Below are 15,569 nucleotides of genomic sequence, written 5' to 3' on the forward strand. Positions count from 1 at the left end.
ATAATTTAAATTTAATGAATATAAACAAAAATGAGTTTTTATTTCTTCCGCTTGGGGGAGTAGGAAGAATCGGGATGAATGTTAGCCTATATCATTATCAAGGTAAGTGGATTATGATCGACCTTGGTGTTGGTTTTGCAGATGAAACTATGCCAGGTGTTGAGCTGCTCATTGCTGATGTAGATTTTATTGCTCAAAGAAAAAAAGATTTGCTTGGAATAATAATTACACATGCACATGAGGACCACTGCGGTGCAGTGCCCCACTTGTGGGAAGAGTTGCAGTGCCCCATATATACAACAAAGTTTACGGTTAATTTTCTTAAGGAGAAACTAAAGGAGTTTCGATTAGAAGGTACAGTACCTGTGAAAGAGGTGGACATAAATGGCAGCACAAATTTGGGTCCTTTTACCGTCGAGTTTATAAATATAACTCATTCAATTCCTGAGGCAAATTCAATATTAATTAGCACTGAAATGGGTAGTGCACTCCATACCGGAGACTGGAAATTTGATCCAAAACCTGTTGTTGGATTAACTTCTAATATAGAGCGTCTAAAAGAAATTGGCGATAAAGGTGACCTGCTTGCAGCAATTTGCGATTCAACCAATATATTAAGCAAGCATCACCCTGAGTCAGAAAGTGAAATTTATAATAACATTTATAACATAATAAAGCGGTCTAAAGAATTAGTTGCTGTTTCGCTATTTGCTTCAAATGTGGCACGAATTGAAACGATAAGCCAAGCTGCAAAAGCACTAAATAGAAAAGTAGTTTTACTTGGTAGATCTTTATGGAGAATAGTGAAAGTTGCGCAAGATAGTGGTTATTTAACTGATTCTCCTCAGTTTCTTGAAGCAAAGGAAGCAGTAAATTTTCCAAGGGAAAAACTGGTGCTACTTTGCACAGGTTGTCAAGGTGAGCCACTGGCAGCAACTTCAAGGCTTGCTAATAAGAGTCATCAAGCATTTAAAATGCAGCAAGGTGATACCATGATCTTTTCGTCAAAAATCATTCCTGGAAATGAAACTCGTGCGCACAACATGCTCAATGCCTTTATTGAGATGGGGGTAGAAGTTGTTACTGAAAAAACAGAGCATGTTCATGCTTCTGGGCATCCAACAAGAGAAGAGTTAAAGGAAATGTATTCTTTAATAAAACCGAAGATGTCTATTCCAGTTCACGGCGAATATATTCACACGCATGCACATGTAAAATTTGCTAAAGAGTGCGGTGTGGCAAAAGCAATAATGATTGCACCAGGTGATATTGTTAATTTGGAGAACGGAGAAAAAGTTGATTCAATCAGTGTTGACTACTTTGGTATTGATGGTATGCTGCTACGTCATCCGGAGAGCAGTGTTATAAAAATGCGTAAAAGAATGAGAGATGCCGGAGTTATTTTGGTAACAGCAGTTGTAAACAAGAAAAATAAATTGCTTACTAAACCGAAAGTATTTGTACCTGGTGTTTTTGAAGTGCTAGAAGATGCAGCTATTATACAGAAAATTGTCAAGAAAGTTGAGTCGTTGTTTAGTTTGCAGCCAACAAAAAAAATTAAAAATAAGATCGAAAGTTCAATATTGAGTATCTTAAAGGAATATTTACTAAAAAGACCTATAATTGAAGTCCAGATAGAACAGGTATGAAATGAAAGAATGAAGTTATTCGTTCAATTAATATTGCTTGTTTCGTTATTTATTCCTTATTTTACAAAAGCTGCTTTATATGTTGATATAAAAAAAAGCAGTGTTGGTAACATTGGTCTTGTTGTATCTAAATGTACATGTAAAACAGCGCTGGAAAGCGAATTAAGCGAAAATATTGCAAAGGTAATAGAAACAAATTTATCTAATTGTGGCTTATTTAATGTAAAACGTGGCGCGGAAGCTGAATTTAAATCTTGGAAAAGCGATACTGTAGTCACAGTAAGTTTAAGCGAAGTATCTGGTAGTGCATTAGAGCTATCATTTCGTTTATTTGACACTTTTACAAAAAGAGAATTACTTACTCAGTCAGTTGTTTTTCCAGCAAAAGACTGGAGAAAAATTGGTCACCTCGTTTCGGATGTGATACATGATAGATTGATTGGTGAGAAAGGGCACTTCAACACAAGAATCACGTATATTGCTGAAGAAAAAGATAGCAATTATAAATCCGTACGTAAAATTGCTGTGATGAATCAAGATGGAAGTAATATAAAATACTTAACAAATGGCGATAGATTTGTGTCAACACCGAGATTCTCACCAAATGGAAAGGGTATTGTTTATATCTCATACGCAAATGGTAAAAGTTATATAGTATTAAAAAATTTAAAAGACCACACTGAATCAATAATCAGCGCATTTGAAGGAGTTATTTCTGCACCTAGATTTTCTCCTGATGGTAAATCTCTTTTAATTTCCCACTCATTGGGTGGTGAAACGAATATATTATCTTTGGATTTAAGTAGTAAACGGACAAAAAAAATTACTAAAGGTTCAGCTATAAGCACTTCTCCCTCTTTTTCTCCAGATCAAAAGTATATGGTTTTTAGTTCCGATATGAGTGGGAGTCAGCAGCTGTATGTTATCGATTTTACTAACAAAAGTAAAAAACCTAAAAGAATTAGTTTTGGAAGTGGAAGATATGCTACGCCTGTTTGGTCGCCAAAAGGAGATCTGATAGCTTTCACAAAGATTCAGTCAGGAAAATTTTACATAGGAGTTATGAAGCCAGATGGCAAAGAAGAACGTCTACTTTCAGAAGGGCATAAAATTGAATCTCCGGCATGGCTACCAAATGGTAGAGAAATCATTTTCACAAGAACAGAATCACCAAGCAACTCTAAACTATATTTAGTAGACTTAGTAAAGAAAAATCAAAAAATGGTTTCCACTCCCACAAATGCTTCTTTACCGGATTGGTCTTATTCTTGAACTACTGAGCTGCATGCTCCACAGCATTGATTTATTGCCACATTAACAAGATATCCCGCTACACCACCTACTATAGTACCAGCGATTCCTGACAACACAACAGTTGCAATTACTCCAATAGCAGCAATTTCAGGTATAATTCCCATTGTAGCCAGTGTGGCTCCTATAAACATGAATTCTGGATTAAAGGAGAATAGAAAAGGCAAGAAAACAGGGTAAACTCAGCAGTGATAAAAAAATAGATGAGGTTACCCATGGAAGATATAACAAAACTGTTTTGTTTGGTCGATGATTTTTGCAGAGATATAGAGAAAAATTTTGCAGATAAACTACTGCCAAATGGTAAAAACCCCACAAGAACAACGGAAATTGAGCACTCCGAAATCATGACAATAATCCTGCTATATCAACAATCTCCGTGTAAAACTTTCTATCTACATTACCTAACGTTGCTCTACAAATCAGAGTTTCCAAAGTTACCTTCATATACCAGGTTTGTTGCTCTAAAGCCTAGGGTTTTGTGGCATTTAGCAATGTTGTTGCATTGGCTTTGTGGACAGTCAGAAAACACTGGAATTTCATATATAGACACAACTCCCATTGCAGTTTGTCATGCAAAAAGAATATCCAAAAACAAAGTTTTTGCTGGAATTGCAAAATTAAGCAAGAGCACTTACGGCTGGTTTTTTGGTTTCAAATTACATATGGTAATCAATGAAAATGTTGAAATTCATGCACTTACGCTAACAAAAGGCAATGTTGATGATAGGATACCTGTGCCAAATCTGACGGAAAAATTAATCGGTCTTTTGTTTGGTGACAAAGGTTATATTGCAAAAGAGCTTTTTCAGAAGCTGTTTGACCGAGGTTTGAAACTTGTTACCAAGGTGAAAAAAGGTATGAAAAATACATTGATTTCGTTAAATGAGAAGATTTTACTGAGAAAAAGGTCTATCATTGAGACTGTTTTTGGTTACCTAAAAAATAGACTAGAAATTGAACACACTCGCCATAGATCCCCTGTTAATTTTTTGGTTCATATCTTTTCTACTCTCATTTCCTATTCCATCAAATCCACAAAGCCTTCTATTTCCTATACTTTCTTCCTTCCTTAATCCAGAATTCGCGTTTAGAGCATCGTACAGAAGCAAAGTTACATATGGAATAGGTAGTTTGCTTCAGAAAAAGAATTTGGTATTTTTTTCCTTGTTTTGCAGCAAGTCTAATGTTTTCACTACTTAATGGAATATCTCGCAGAAAGTGGAGATATAACGCTAAGGCAGAGGAGCTCAGACAGTTGCCTTAAAATAGTAAAGGAAAAAAGACATGATTGCGTAATTTGAAAGTTTTTTATAGGTTTGACTTCATCTGATTTACAAATAGAAATTGTTATGCTAGATGTTTGCTATTTATTTTTAAGCTCATTTAAATAGCGTTTTTCTTTTTTTACTATGTAGAGATTTCCTAGGAATTATCCTATTGAATTCTATGATATTATTTTTTGTAACATTGTTATACACATCATGATAAGGGGGCTGGCGAAACTTGTCAAGTAAGTTTTTTCGTTTCTGCGGGCTACTTCTCGACACCAGTGGTGTTAAGTATTCGTACAGTTATTGGTATTATTAAGATACTCCCTAATCTTCTTTAAATCCTCCCAGGCTAAACGTTTTTGCATTGGCTGACGCAGTAGGTAAGCTGGGTGAAATATAGCAGCTGTAGTGATTGAGTGAGATAAATATTGGTTAGTGTACGTATGAAATCTACCACGCAAATTCGATATAGTTTTTGTGCTGTCAAGAAGGCTATAACACGCAATTCCCCCGACCAAAATTAGAATTTGCGGTGAAACCAGTGCAACATGCTTCTCAACAAATGGTCTGCACATATCAAGCTCTAGGTCGGTTGGCTTTCTATTGCCAGGTGGGCGCCAAAATACGGCATTGCTTATGTATACCTTAGTGCGATCAAGATTGATTGCATTTAACATTTTATCGAGCAACATTCCACTTGCACCACAAAATGGTATGCCTTGAAGGTCTTCATTTGCTCCTGGAGCTTCACCAACGAGCATAATTTTTGCGTTTGGATTACCATCGGAAAAAACAGTATTAGTTGCAGTTTTTTTTATCTCACAACCTTCAAATGATTCAACTGCACTTCTTAGTTCATCCACACTACTACATTTACTTGCAAGTTTCCTTGCTTCAATTATCCAATCACTTGGAAACATGTCTTTTCCATCTTTAGTGTCACCCCAGCGCGTATCTGCATCTTTCTTCTGGGTCCCAGTTTGGATAACAGAGGGTTGCACACCCTCTTTGCTCTCCAACTTTTTTTCCTCTTCACCCTCTGTTAGTGTGTAATCAACGCCCACTTCATGGTAAAATTTTAATAATTCTAGGTCTTCATTGCTCATAATGCTTTTTAACCTTTTGTGCTTTTTTCATGGCCATATCATACTTTAATTTAGATAAATGTCTAATATATAATATGCCATTTAAGTGATCTAGCTCATGCTGAATACACCTTGCGAGCCAGCCGCAAGCTTTTAGCGTCTGTTCCTCATTATTTAAATCCTTATATTTCACAGTCAAATATTTTGGACGCTTAATTTCATAGCTTTGCTCTGGAATTGAAAGGCACCCTTCTTTGAGAATTACTTGTTCATCGGATAATTCCTTAACTTCAGGGTTAATCATGTAAAATTTGCCAGTCGATTCATACCCTACTGGCTCGTCTTCAGCTCGAGAGAGCTGAATGTCCATAACAAAAACTCTCCTCAGCACTCCAACTTGCACTGCAGCAAGGCCAAGACCTTCTGCATCGTACACAGTTTCGAACATGTCGTTTACTAATTCTTTAATTTTGTCGTTTATATCTGTTACTTCACTGGCACGTGTGATTAGTCTTTCATCAGGGGCAATTACAATTGGTAATATGGACATAAAATGGACATAAAAATTATAATTCTATGTCTTGCTTTTCCTTTTGTCCAGAATTTAGTGTATATTAAAATGTTGCTATATCTATAATAGAAATATAAATTATTAAAGAAAGCTACAATTTAAATGAAATTGCGTAATAAGGTTAACTAATGTACTCTGCAGTAATAGCAAAACCAAAGAGAAACGTTTTTGCTGTTTTAGACATAGGTACAACAAAGATTATTTGTCTAATCGTTAAGATAAATAGCAACTTCAGCTATAAAGTAACAGGAACGGGCTATAAGATTGCAGAAGGTGTAAACGGTGGGTCGATAACTAATGTAAAACACGCAAATTACTCCATCTCATCAACTATAGGTTTAGCTGAGCAAGTGTCAGAGGAAACTATAGACCAGATATATGTGAACATTGCTGGATGTGGCATCTCATCTTTTAATGTACATAATGAAATTATTGCAGCTAATCATGAAATTTCTGACCGGGATATAAAACGTGTAGTTTTTCAGACGTTTGAGAAATATATTGAAGAAAATGTTATCATTCACAATATACCACTGAAATATCACTTAGATGACATGACTGACATAAAAGAAGTTGGTGGATTGTACGGAAAAAGACTATCTGCTGATGTTAATGTTGTCACTGCTTCGCGTCCAGCGCTTACCAATATTGAAAACTGTATTACCAATAATGGTGGATTAAATATGGCAGGGTGTATTGCTTCTGCATATTCTGCAGGTCTTGCCTGTCTGAGTGAAGATGAAAAAGAGCTCGGGACTGCTATTGTTGATATAGGCGGTGGGTGCACTGCAATTGGAATTTTCAAAAGAGGGAAACTTGTGTATGCAAGCAGCGTTCCAATTGGTGGCGTTCATATCACTCGAGATATTGCTTACGGGCTATGCACAAGCATAGAACGTGCAGAGTATATAAAAATACTGTATGGTAGCACTATCGTAACTTCAATAGATGAGAACGAATATATTACAGTCCAAAATAGTGAAAATGATGAACCTACTCAAGTATTCAAATCTGAGCTTATTAACATCATAAGACCAAGAGTTGAAGAAATACTTGAGATGGTAAGAGAGCAATTTCAAGAGCAGAAAGATCCAATTAATAAAGTAGTGATCACAGGTGGAACTAGTCAACTCACAAGCATGAAGGAAATTGCAGGCTATATATTCAATAAGCAAGTTCGAATTGGGTGCCCTGAGTCTTGTAGCGGTCTTGATGGCGAATATGATAAAAATCCTGTATTTTCTGCTGCTATAGGTTCTATAAAGCTAATAGTTGACACTTTTTATAAGAATAACTCTGGAATGCTCGGTCAAGATGGTAAAATAAGTAAGTTGTACCATTGGGTTAAATCAAAAGTTACAGTTTAATTTTACTGAATGAAATTCTTATATCTATCAAAGGAAACATTATGAATAAAAAACATTGTTTCAAAATTAATAAACTTGTTCGTGATCATACAACTGAAATTATACGTTCCCATGGAATTATTGTTTATGAGAGGGTGATGGAAAAAGATGAATACATTGAACGTCTCAAAGATAAACTTTTAGAAGAAGCAAAGGAAGTTATTGCCTCTAAAACCTCAGATGAAACCCTTGAAGAGTTAGCTGATTTACTTGAGGTCATACATGCATTAGGCAAAGAAAGTGGCCTATCAATAGAACAAATTGAAGAAAAGCGTATCTCTAAGAGCCTGTCTTCAAACTAAGTAGAAAGGAGTTAAGAAGTGTGTTATAAGATATATTTTAAATGTACCCAAGCGATATAAGTGACAAAGAATGGAAGATAATAGAGCTATATTTTGAACCTAAAAAGACCGGCAGACCAAGAAAACATAGTATTAGAACAATTATTAACGCAATCCGCTATATGATGAGAACAGGATGTCAATGGAGACAACTGCCTAAAGATTTTCCACCATGGAAAACAGTGTATAGTTGTAATTCGCGATTGAAAAAAAGTGGAATATGGCAAGAGATTCATGATTTTCTAGTTAAAAAAGTAAGAGAGATAATTGGTAAGAATGAAACTCCATCAGTGGGAATAATAGATAGCCAATCAGTAAAAACTACTCAAAAAGGGGATCCAGAGGATATGATGCTGGCAAGAAAGTAAAGGGTAGAAAGCGCCACATCGTTGTAGATACTGTAGGTCTTGTAATTGCTGCTGAAGTACAAAGTGCAAGCATTCAGGATCGTGATGGTGCACCAAATCTTTTTGTTCAAGCCAAATGCAAAGCTCCAACATTACATAAGTTTTTTGCTGATCAAGGATACACAGGTAAATTGCAAAACCTCTGCTTATTGGAAACTGGATGTTTATTGACGATTACCAAGAAAATAGTTGATACAGGATTTCAGGTTATTCCCAAACGTTGGATTGTTGAGAGAACCTTTGCTTGGCTCTCCAATTTTAGACGTATGAGTAAGGATTATGAGCATTCTCCTCTCACTTCAAAAAATAACATCTTCTTTAATATGATCACTATTATGCTTCACAAATTAGCTCATTCTTGAGTTTGAAGACAGGCTCTAAAAAACAAGAGAGAGGTGGTTTTGAGAATCGTATCTACAATACTTACATTGAGGTGAATTCTAAGAGCATCGATTACTATCACAAAAAACCTTCAGATTATCCTGAGATAGTAGTTGTATAGTTCAGATTATTAAATAGACTTCTTGCTTGACCACCTTTCATACAAATGACTTGACACTAGGATCCATAGGGCTTATTTTCATAATACGTAAAGTTATTACATTTATGTACTTGCAAGTAAGCGTACCAATTACAATAAGACATGGAAAATATGAACATAACTATACACTCACAAGAAGATTTTGAATTTATGCGCAAGGCTGGCAGGCTTGCTGCTGAAACTCTTGATTTCATTGCACCGTACGTAAAGGTAGGGGTGACAACTAATGAGTTAAATGATCTGTGTCATGATTTTATAATTAATGCAGGTGCAATTTCAGCACCACTAAACTATAGGGGGTATCCAAAATCGATTTGCACTTCAAAAAATGCAGTTGTGTGTCATGGTGTTCCCGATGATAAACCGCTTAAAGATGGAGATATTTTAAATATTGATGTCACGGTGATTTTAAATGGTTGGCATGGTGATACAAGTCGCATGTTTTGGGTTGGCAAGCCATCAATAAAAGCAAAACGTTTGTGTGACGCTACTTATCATGCATTGATGGAAGCAATTAAACAAGTTAAACCCGGCAATAAGTTAAATGAAATAGGGCTTGCTATAGAGAAATATATTAGAGATTTTGGATACTCTATCGTACGCAGCTACTGCGGACATGGTATAGGAAAAGTCTTTCATGCTCCACCAAATGTAGTGCATTTCTATGATCAAGATGAAAATCTCATCTTGAAGGAAGGTATGTTTTTTACAATAGAGCCAATGATTAATGCTGGAAAACATGAGACTCTGCTCAGTAAACTCGATGACTGGACAGTGACAACACGCGATCTTTCACTTTCTGCTCAATTTGAACATACGCTCGGAGTAACTAAAGATGGTGCTGAAATATTCACATTATCACCTAAGAATTGGCATTTCCCACCTTATAATTAGATTTTTTTTAATTCTGCTATACTGCAACTATACTTGGTTTACTTTGGGTGATTTTGAAGAAAGCTAATCCTTAATTTGCGATATAGCAACTAGCCCAATTAATGCACAGAAAATCATGTAAAAACTAGCTGAAGTCTCTTGTCCTGTAACCTTGATAATTGTTGTGCATATAAATGGTGCAAGGCCACCAAAAAATCCAGCAGCTATATTTCTTGACAAGCCAAATCCGCTTTACCGAACCTTTGTTGGAAATAATTCACACATAAATGCACTGACAGGACCAAGCGATGCAGCTATTGGAATTATAAAAAGAATATGTGCCGTAAAAGTGAGTAAGTAATTGCCACTACATAACATTGAGAAAACTGGATAACTCACTATTACAAAAGCTATAAATGCAAATTTCATAACTTTTTCTCTTCCTACCTTATCAGAAAGTATAGCAAATAATATTGTCAATCCTCCGAGCGCAATTTGACTCAGTATTTCTACCATATTGTTAAAATGAGTATTTATTGTTGATGTAAGCACATTGAAAAATACCAGATATATGTAAAGAGATGAGTTTTCAACTATATCAACCCCAACTGATATCAGAAAAGATTTTTTATAGCTATTCAATAACTCTTTTAATGGCAGTTTAGATGGATTTTTCTGTCTTTTATACCCTGGGCTTTCATCAAGTATATATCTCATATATATGCTGATTAATCCCATTGCTAAACTGAAAATGAAAGGTAATCTCCACCCCCAAGATTCAAAATCAGATACTTTTTTGCATATGAGTACTGCTATCAGGCTTAATACTGAACCAAAAATTGCGCTTAATGCTTCAATGCTGCCAAAAAATCCTTTTTTGTTTTTAGGAGCGTGTTCTATTAAAAATGGTGCATTTCCTGCTTCTCCTCCAAGGGATATACCCTGCAATAATCTTAAACAAACTACCAGCATTGACGCTAGTATTCCAATGCTTTGATAACCTGGAACAAAAGCAATTAATACAGTTGATAAAGTCATTAATATAATCGAGAGCAATAAGGCAACTCTTCTGCCATGCTTATCACCAATGTGACCAAATATAGCAGCGCCGACTGGTCTCATTAAGAAACCCACTGCAAACACTCCAAAAGCCTTCAATACGCTGGTTAGTTGATCATCCGATGGAAAAAACACACCACCTATTATGTTTATTAAGTGGCCAAAAAGCATGTGGTCATACCACAATAAAGTGTTACAAATCAAACTTGAAAATATTACTTTTGTTATTTGCTGCATAATTTTCTATAGTTTGTTTAGTATTTAGTAATATACATTACTTTTTTTTATATAATAGAAAAATTTGAACATTATATTAATAATAGTATCTTATTAAATCTTAATATTTTTATATCATTGACTATATTCAAGTATTTTTATATTATTGCCTATATATTTCCATGAAATATCATGTTTTAGTGGGAAGCTATTTTTATTTGTATGCACAGAGTCTCTTGATGGAGCACTATGACACACACTCCAGTTTTGTTAAAAGAGATGCTATCACTACTATCACCGCAGGATGGTGGTATATACGTGGACGCCACATTTGGAGCTGGAGGGTATAGCAAAGCAATATTGGAGTCAGCTGATTGCAAGGTATATGCAATTGATAGAGATGAAACGGTAACTAAGTTTTATGATGATTTAAGCGTTAGATATCCCGATAGAATAAAACTATTCATTAAAAAGTTTAGTAATATTAAAGGTATACTAAGCAGCGTTGAGCCATCTCCTGTCATCCCAGTACTTGATACTGGAAAAAATAACTGGTCACGCGCTGGAATGACATCAAACGGAGTGGATGGGGTGGTTTTTGATATCGGAGTTTCATCTATGCAGCTTGATAACGGAGATAGAGGGTTCTCATTTTTACATGATGGTCCACTCGATATGAGCATGGATAACTCTTCTTATATAAACGCTTCAACGTTCGTTAACGCTTTACGCGAAGAAGAAATTGCAAATACTATATATAACTACGGAGGAGAGCATCATTCTCGCAAAATCGCAAGAGCAATAGTAAGTGCACGGAAGAAGAAAACTATCAAAACTACATTTGAGCTTGCGAACATTGTACGTTCTGTGGTGTTCCGTGGAAAAAGCAAAATTGATCCTGCAACCAGAACATTTCAGGCAATCAGAATATGGGTAAACGATGAGCTGGGAGAACTTGAGAGGGGCATTAAAGCTGCATCTGAAATTTTAAATGAGAATGGCAAATTAATTGTTGTCACCTTTCATTCTTTGGAAGATCGTATAGTCAAAACTTTTTTTAAAGATCTATGTGAGCCAAGATCTACTGATTGTAAGACATTCTCTCTTCTAAATAAAAAAGTGATCAAAGCAAGTATAGAAGAAGTAAGTGCAAATCCGCGTTCACGCTCAGCAAAACTAAGAGCTATACAGAAGTTGTCATGAGAACTTTCTGCATCATCTCAATAGTTATGTTTTTTCTTAGCATTGTAGGACTATTTAAGATAAAACTACATGTTCAGTCATTAAATAGAGAGCTAATAAAAATAAAAAGTGAAATTAGTTTAGTACAAAGTGATATAAAAGTTTTACAAGCAGAGTGGAGCTATTTGAATAATCCAAAAAGACTTGCAAGCCTTGTAAAGAAATACCTAAAAAATAACTCTTTAATACTGGCTAGCCAGGTTAAAAATCTTGACTCTTTAAATGACCGCAGTGTGTTAGCACAACTTAAAACCCAGAGTTAAATTGGTTATACTAAGCTTTATCTTTTACAGATAAGCACACCACAATAAACCTTACTTTAGTATGAAATTGCTTGCGTAAGATTTTGGCAGCCTCTTAACATTTTTTGGCATTTCAATTACGTATTTAACGTTGCGTTTTTTTGCGTAGAATACTGCTTTTTCAAGAGAATCAAACTTTAATACAATCTGTTTTTTTGGATCTTTTGAGCCAACCCACCCCATTAAAGGTTCAATGTAGTAAGAACCAGATTCAATTTTTAGGTGCCAGAGATTTGTATTACCTAAACCAGATTGTGTTGCAGTTTTTGTTGGTTTATAAATCCTAAAAACTACTTTATCATCAATGCCCATAGTTTTTGTTAAATAAGCTTAAATATATATCTAAATAAATCCTTTCACAAACAATTAGTATGAAAGAATGAAGTTTGAAATAAATATTTTTATGTTATATTATTATTAAATTATATTAAAAGGATTAGCTGAATAGGAGTAATCGATGACGCAACAAGAAATAGTAACAATTAATGCAGAGTTACGTGATATAACAAAAACAAAAGCGATGCATTCTCTAAGGAAGAAAGGAAACATCCCTGGAATCATATATGGAAAGGGTCATGATAATGTAAATTTAAAATTGTCTGCAAAGGAATTCACGAAGCAATATAAATCAGGCTCTCTTTCTGCACACTTGATAGAGCTGAATATTTCGGGCAAAAAGGAATATGCTCTTGTTCGCGATATCCAATTGCATGTAGTAAAGGATACTGTGCAACATGTTGATTTTCAATTTGTTGATAAAGGCAGCGAAATTAAAATAGACATACCTCTATCATTTGTGAATGAAAGTAAAGCTCCAGGGATCAAGTTAGGTGGAGTGCTTAATATTTTGTGTCGTTCTATTACTGTTAAATGCTCTCCTGATAAAATACCTCAGGTTATAGAAGTTGATTTATCTGGTAAAATGATTGGCCAATCTATACATATCAACGATGTAAAATTACCAGAAGGTGTTAAGTTTGTAGCTCATGAAGAAGAAAATTTTACTATTGTTACAATTTCTGCTGCCGATAGTGACGTTGAAGAACCTCAAGCAGAAACAGAGTAATAGTGCATCTGATAGTTGGACTTGGTAACCCTGGTGGTCAATATGAGTTAACTCATCATAATATCGGCTTCATCGTAGTTGATAAAATTTACAAATATTGGAATTTCCAGTCGTTTTCTAAAAAAGCCGATTATCTAATAACCTCTGGCATAATTAATGATAATAAAATCATGTTAATAAAGCCTTATTCATTTATGAATAATTCAGGCATCCCTGTTGCAAAAGTACGGAATTTTTACAAATTTCCGCTAGATAATATCATTGTCATACACGATGACGCTGATTTGGAAATTGGAAGAATAAAAATAAAGAAAGGTGGTAGCTCTGCTGGACATAATGGACTTAAATCCATAGATAGTTTTATTGGTAATGATTATTGGCGCTTGAGATTTGGAGTGGGTAGACCTGAAGGTGAAAAAAGCTTAGCAGATTATGTATTATCAAAATTTTCAAATTTTGATAACGTTACTCCCTTAGTGGAAAAAATAGCAAAAAATGTACACTTAATGCTGCAAGAAGATAATACAGCTTTTATCAATTTGATTGTATAATATTACGAAACACAAAACTAAATTTCACACAATTAAAATAACAGATTTCTTGCACTACCTCCCAAGCCACAACTGTCATTCAGTGGAAACAAAAAACTTCCTTGACAAACTCCGCCAGCCCCCCTATTATGGCAATAAGGGTGTTTGTGACTCAAAACTTGTTTTTGACCTGCAGGCTCAATGACAAAATTCAGTAAAAAACTTAGGGTATTTTTTGGCGGATTACATAAAATTATAGCGGCTGCATGTCTTTTAAATTTTTTCTCAGCCAAATCGCGCTTATTTTAAGCGTTGGCACATTATTACAGCGCCAGTTTAAATTATTATAGGGTCAAAACTCGCACCACGGGGGTTCTTTGCCTTTTTTTTCTACCTGGTAAATTTCTTAAATATTAAAGCTAAGGTTAGTTGCATTTAAAAGCAGCTAAATTGCAGCGTTTAGAGCCTGTCTTCAAACTAAGTAGAAAGGAGTTAAGAAGTGTGTTATAAGATATATTTTAAATGTACCCAAGCGATATAAGTGACAAAGAATGGAAGATAATAGAGCTATATTTTGAACCTAAAAAGACCGGTAGACCAAGAAAACATAGTATTAGAACAATTATTAACGCAATCCGCTATGTGATGAGAACAGGATGTCAATGGAGACAACTGCCTAAAGATTTTCCACCATGGAAAACAGTGTATAGTTGTAATTAGCGATTGAAAAAAAGTGGAATATGGCAAGAGATTCATGATTTTCTAGTTAAAAAAGTAAGAGAGATAATTGGTAAGAATGAAACTCCATCAGTGGGAATAATAGATAGCCAATCAGTAAAAACTACTCAAAAAGGGGATCCAGAGGATATGATGCTGGCAAAAAAGTAAAGGGTAGAAAGCGCCACATCGTTGTAGATACTGTAGGTCTTGTAATTGCTGCTGAAGTACAAAGTGCAAGCATTCAGGATCTTGATGGTGCACTAAATCTTTTTGTTCAAGCCAAATGCAAAGCTCCAACATTACATAAGTTTTTTGCTGATCAAGGATACACAGGTAAATTGCAAAACCTCTGCTTATTGGAAACTGGATGTTTATTGACGATTACCAAGAAAATAGTTGATACAGGATTTCAGGTTATTCCCAAACGTTGGATTGTTGAGAGAACCTTTGCTTGGCTCTCCAATTTTAGACGTATGAGTAAGGATTATGAGCATTCTCCTCTCACTTCAAAAAACAACATCTTCTTTAATATGATCACTATTATGCTTCACAAATTAGCTCATTCTTGAGTTTGAAGACAGGCTCTTAAGACTTAAAAAACGCCAATACTGAAAATAGACAATGACTAGGGCTTCTTTTGCTTTTTTTTATTTGGTAAATTTCTTAATATTTATAGCTTAGGTTAGTTACAAATTAAGAGCAATATTCACTAGGGATGATGTCATCCGAGTAGCTGACACTGGGATCCAGGAAAGTTTGCTTGTGAGCAAGCAAACTATAGCTAACCCAAGTAAGGTTTCCCCGAGTGCTAAAATCAATAGCCGAATTGATATCGGGCCAAAAGTTCTGCAGAGCTTTTCTTATGGCATGCTTGATGGCAAACCATAACTTTTCAATTGTATTTAAATCCGGCGAGTATCTTTGTCTTTGCACATATTGCCAAATTTTTCAATTATCTTTTCTCTTGCTTATCTTC

General features: G+C 35.0%; 20 protein-coding genes and 1 pseudogene. 16 read left to right on the plus strand and 5 right to left on the minus strand.

Annotated elements, in window-relative coordinates; translation table 11 throughout:
• Window positions 1–14 precede the first annotated feature (14 nt).
• Entirely contained in the window at window positions 15–1,649 is a 1,635-nt protein-coding gene (locus ACFELZ_RS04910; protein WP_375316667.1) for a ribonuclease J, read from the plus strand.
• 9 nt (window positions 1,650–1,658) lie between these two features.
• Window positions 1,659–2,921: a protein TolB gene (locus ACFELZ_RS04915; protein WP_375315816.1), complete on the plus strand. Its 1,263-nt coding sequence runs from the start codon at window positions 1,659–1,661 to the stop codon at window positions 2,919–2,921.
• Here the strand turns inward: ACFELZ_RS04915 and ACFELZ_RS04920 are convergent.
• Window positions 2,912–3,127, minus strand: a complete 216-nt coding sequence (locus ACFELZ_RS04920) for a hypothetical protein (RefSeq protein ID WP_375315817.1) — start codon at window positions 3,125–3,127, stop codon at window positions 2,912–2,914. The two genes, ACFELZ_RS04915 and ACFELZ_RS04920, sit on opposite strands and share 10 nt — an antisense overlap.
• 48 nt (window positions 3,128–3,175) lie before the next feature.
• On the opposite strand from ACFELZ_RS04920, the gene ACFELZ_RS04925 reads away from it, so the two are divergent.
• Window positions 3,176–4,036 (plus strand): IS982 family transposase, encoded by an 861-nt coding sequence (locus ACFELZ_RS04925; protein WP_375315786.1) that lies wholly within the window; start codon window positions 3,176–3,178, stop codon window positions 4,034–4,036.
• Between the two features lie 482 nt (window positions 4,037–4,518).
• On the opposite strand, the gene ACFELZ_RS04930 is transcribed toward ACFELZ_RS04925, so the two are convergent.
• Together ACFELZ_RS04930 and def are read right to left on the minus strand one after the other, a co-directional pair.
• Window positions 4,519–5,340 carry a uracil-DNA glycosylase family protein gene (locus tag ACFELZ_RS04930; protein ID WP_375315818.1) on the minus strand — a complete coding sequence of 274 codons (822 nt, stop codon included), beginning with the start codon at window positions 5,338–5,340 and terminating at the stop codon, window positions 4,519–4,521.
• The gene (def, locus tag ACFELZ_RS04935) at window positions 5,330–5,869 is read right to left on the minus strand and encodes a peptide deformylase (RefSeq protein ID WP_375315819.1); all 540 of its coding nucleotides are present in this window, start codon (window positions 5,867–5,869) and stop codon (window positions 5,330–5,332) included. Before def ends, ACFELZ_RS04930 begins: the two co-directional genes overlap by 11 nt.
• A 149-nt stretch (window positions 5,870–6,018) precedes the next feature.
• On the opposite strand from def, the gene ftsA reads away from it, so the two are divergent.
• The 6 genes from ftsA (at window position 6,019) to map (ending at window position 9,479) form a co-directional block, all read left to right on the plus strand.
• Entirely contained in the window at window positions 6,019–7,257 is a 1,239-nt protein-coding gene (gene ftsA / locus ACFELZ_RS04940) for a cell division protein FtsA (protein ID WP_341822566.1), read from the plus strand.
• A 41-nt stretch (window positions 7,258–7,298) separates the two neighbouring features.
• Window positions 7,299–7,598 carry a nucleoside triphosphate pyrophosphohydrolase gene (locus ACFELZ_RS04945; RefSeq protein WP_375315820.1) on the plus strand — a complete coding sequence of 100 codons (300 nt, stop codon included), beginning with the start codon at window positions 7,299–7,301 and terminating at the stop codon, window positions 7,596–7,598.
• Window positions 7,599–7,639: 41 nt separating this feature from the next.
• Window positions 7,640–8,005: a transposase gene (locus ACFELZ_RS04950; RefSeq protein ID WP_375315821.1), complete on the plus strand. Its 366-nt coding sequence runs from the start codon at window positions 7,640–7,642 to the stop codon at window positions 8,003–8,005.
• 17 nt (window positions 8,006–8,022) lie between these two features.
• Window positions 8,023–8,406: a transposase gene (locus ACFELZ_RS04955; RefSeq protein WP_375316665.1), complete on the plus strand. Its 384-nt coding sequence runs from the start codon at window positions 8,023–8,025 to the stop codon at window positions 8,404–8,406.
• 2 nt (window positions 8,407–8,408) lie between these two features.
• Window positions 8,409–8,546 carry a hypothetical protein gene (locus ACFELZ_RS04960; RefSeq protein WP_375315822.1) on the plus strand — a complete coding sequence of 46 codons (138 nt, stop codon included), beginning with the start codon at window positions 8,409–8,411 and terminating at the stop codon, window positions 8,544–8,546.
• A 150-nt stretch (window positions 8,547–8,696) separates the two neighbouring features.
• Window positions 8,697–9,479: a type I methionyl aminopeptidase gene (gene map / locus ACFELZ_RS04965; protein ID WP_375316668.1), complete on the plus strand. Its 783-nt coding sequence runs from the start codon at window positions 8,697–8,699 to the stop codon at window positions 9,477–9,479.
• Between the two features lie 63 nt (window positions 9,480–9,542).
• Here the strand turns inward: map and ACFELZ_RS04970 are convergent.
• A pseudogene (locus tag ACFELZ_RS04970) lies at window positions 9,543–10,754 on the minus strand (MFS transporter).
• Window positions 10,755–10,982: 228 nt separating this feature from the next.
• Between ACFELZ_RS04970 and rsmH the strand changes: the two are divergent.
• Window positions 10,983–11,936, plus strand: coding sequence for a 16S rRNA (cytosine(1402)-N(4))-methyltransferase RsmH (gene rsmH / locus ACFELZ_RS04975; protein WP_375315823.1), 954 nt, complete (start codon window positions 10,983–10,985; stop codon window positions 11,934–11,936).
• Window positions 11,937–11,962: 26 nt separating this feature from the next.
• On the plus strand, window positions 11,963–12,238 hold the full coding sequence (locus ACFELZ_RS04980; RefSeq protein ID WP_375315824.1) for a hypothetical protein: 276 nt from the start codon (window positions 11,963–11,965) through the stop codon (window positions 12,236–12,238).
• Window positions 12,239–12,289: 51 nt separating this feature from the next.
• On the opposite strand, the gene ACFELZ_RS04985 is transcribed toward ACFELZ_RS04980, so the two are convergent.
• Window positions 12,290–12,589 carry an ETC complex I subunit gene (locus tag ACFELZ_RS04985; protein WP_253309377.1) on the minus strand — a complete coding sequence of 100 codons (300 nt, stop codon included), beginning with the start codon at window positions 12,587–12,589 and terminating at the stop codon, window positions 12,290–12,292.
• Window positions 12,590–12,734: 145 nt separating this feature from the next.
• On the opposite strand from ACFELZ_RS04985, the gene ACFELZ_RS04990 reads away from it, so the two are divergent.
• From ACFELZ_RS04990 to ACFELZ_RS05010, 5 genes are all read left to right on the plus strand, one after another.
• The gene (locus ACFELZ_RS04990; RefSeq protein WP_375315825.1) at window positions 12,735–13,343 is read left to right on the plus strand and encodes a 50S ribosomal protein L25/general stress protein Ctc; all 609 of its coding nucleotides are present in this window, start codon (window positions 12,735–12,737) and stop codon (window positions 13,341–13,343) included.
• A gap of 2 nt (window positions 13,344–13,345) precedes the next feature.
• Window positions 13,346–13,894, plus strand: a complete 549-nt coding sequence (gene pth / locus ACFELZ_RS04995; protein ID WP_375315826.1) for an aminoacyl-tRNA hydrolase — start codon at window positions 13,346–13,348, stop codon at window positions 13,892–13,894.
• Window positions 13,895–14,395: 501 nt separating this feature from the next.
• The gene (locus ACFELZ_RS05000) at window positions 14,396–14,593 is read left to right on the plus strand and encodes a transposase (RefSeq protein WP_375315797.1); all 198 of its coding nucleotides are present in this window, start codon (window positions 14,396–14,398) and stop codon (window positions 14,591–14,593) included.
• Window positions 14,594–14,596: 3 nt separating this feature from the next.
• Window positions 14,597–14,761, plus strand: coding sequence for a hypothetical protein (locus ACFELZ_RS05005; RefSeq protein ID WP_375315827.1), 165 nt, complete (start codon window positions 14,597–14,599; stop codon window positions 14,759–14,761).
• Between the two features lie 17 nt (window positions 14,762–14,778).
• A complete protein-coding gene (locus tag ACFELZ_RS05010) occupies window positions 14,779–15,162 on the plus strand; it encodes a transposase (protein WP_375316621.1) in 384 nt (127 codons plus the stop codon).
• Window positions 15,163–15,569 lie beyond the last annotated feature (407 nt).

The sequence above is a fragment of the Wolbachia endosymbiont (group A) of Colletes cunicularius genome, from assembly GCF_964264715.1.
GTDB lineage: Bacteria > Pseudomonadota > Alphaproteobacteria > Rickettsiales > Anaplasmataceae > Wolbachia.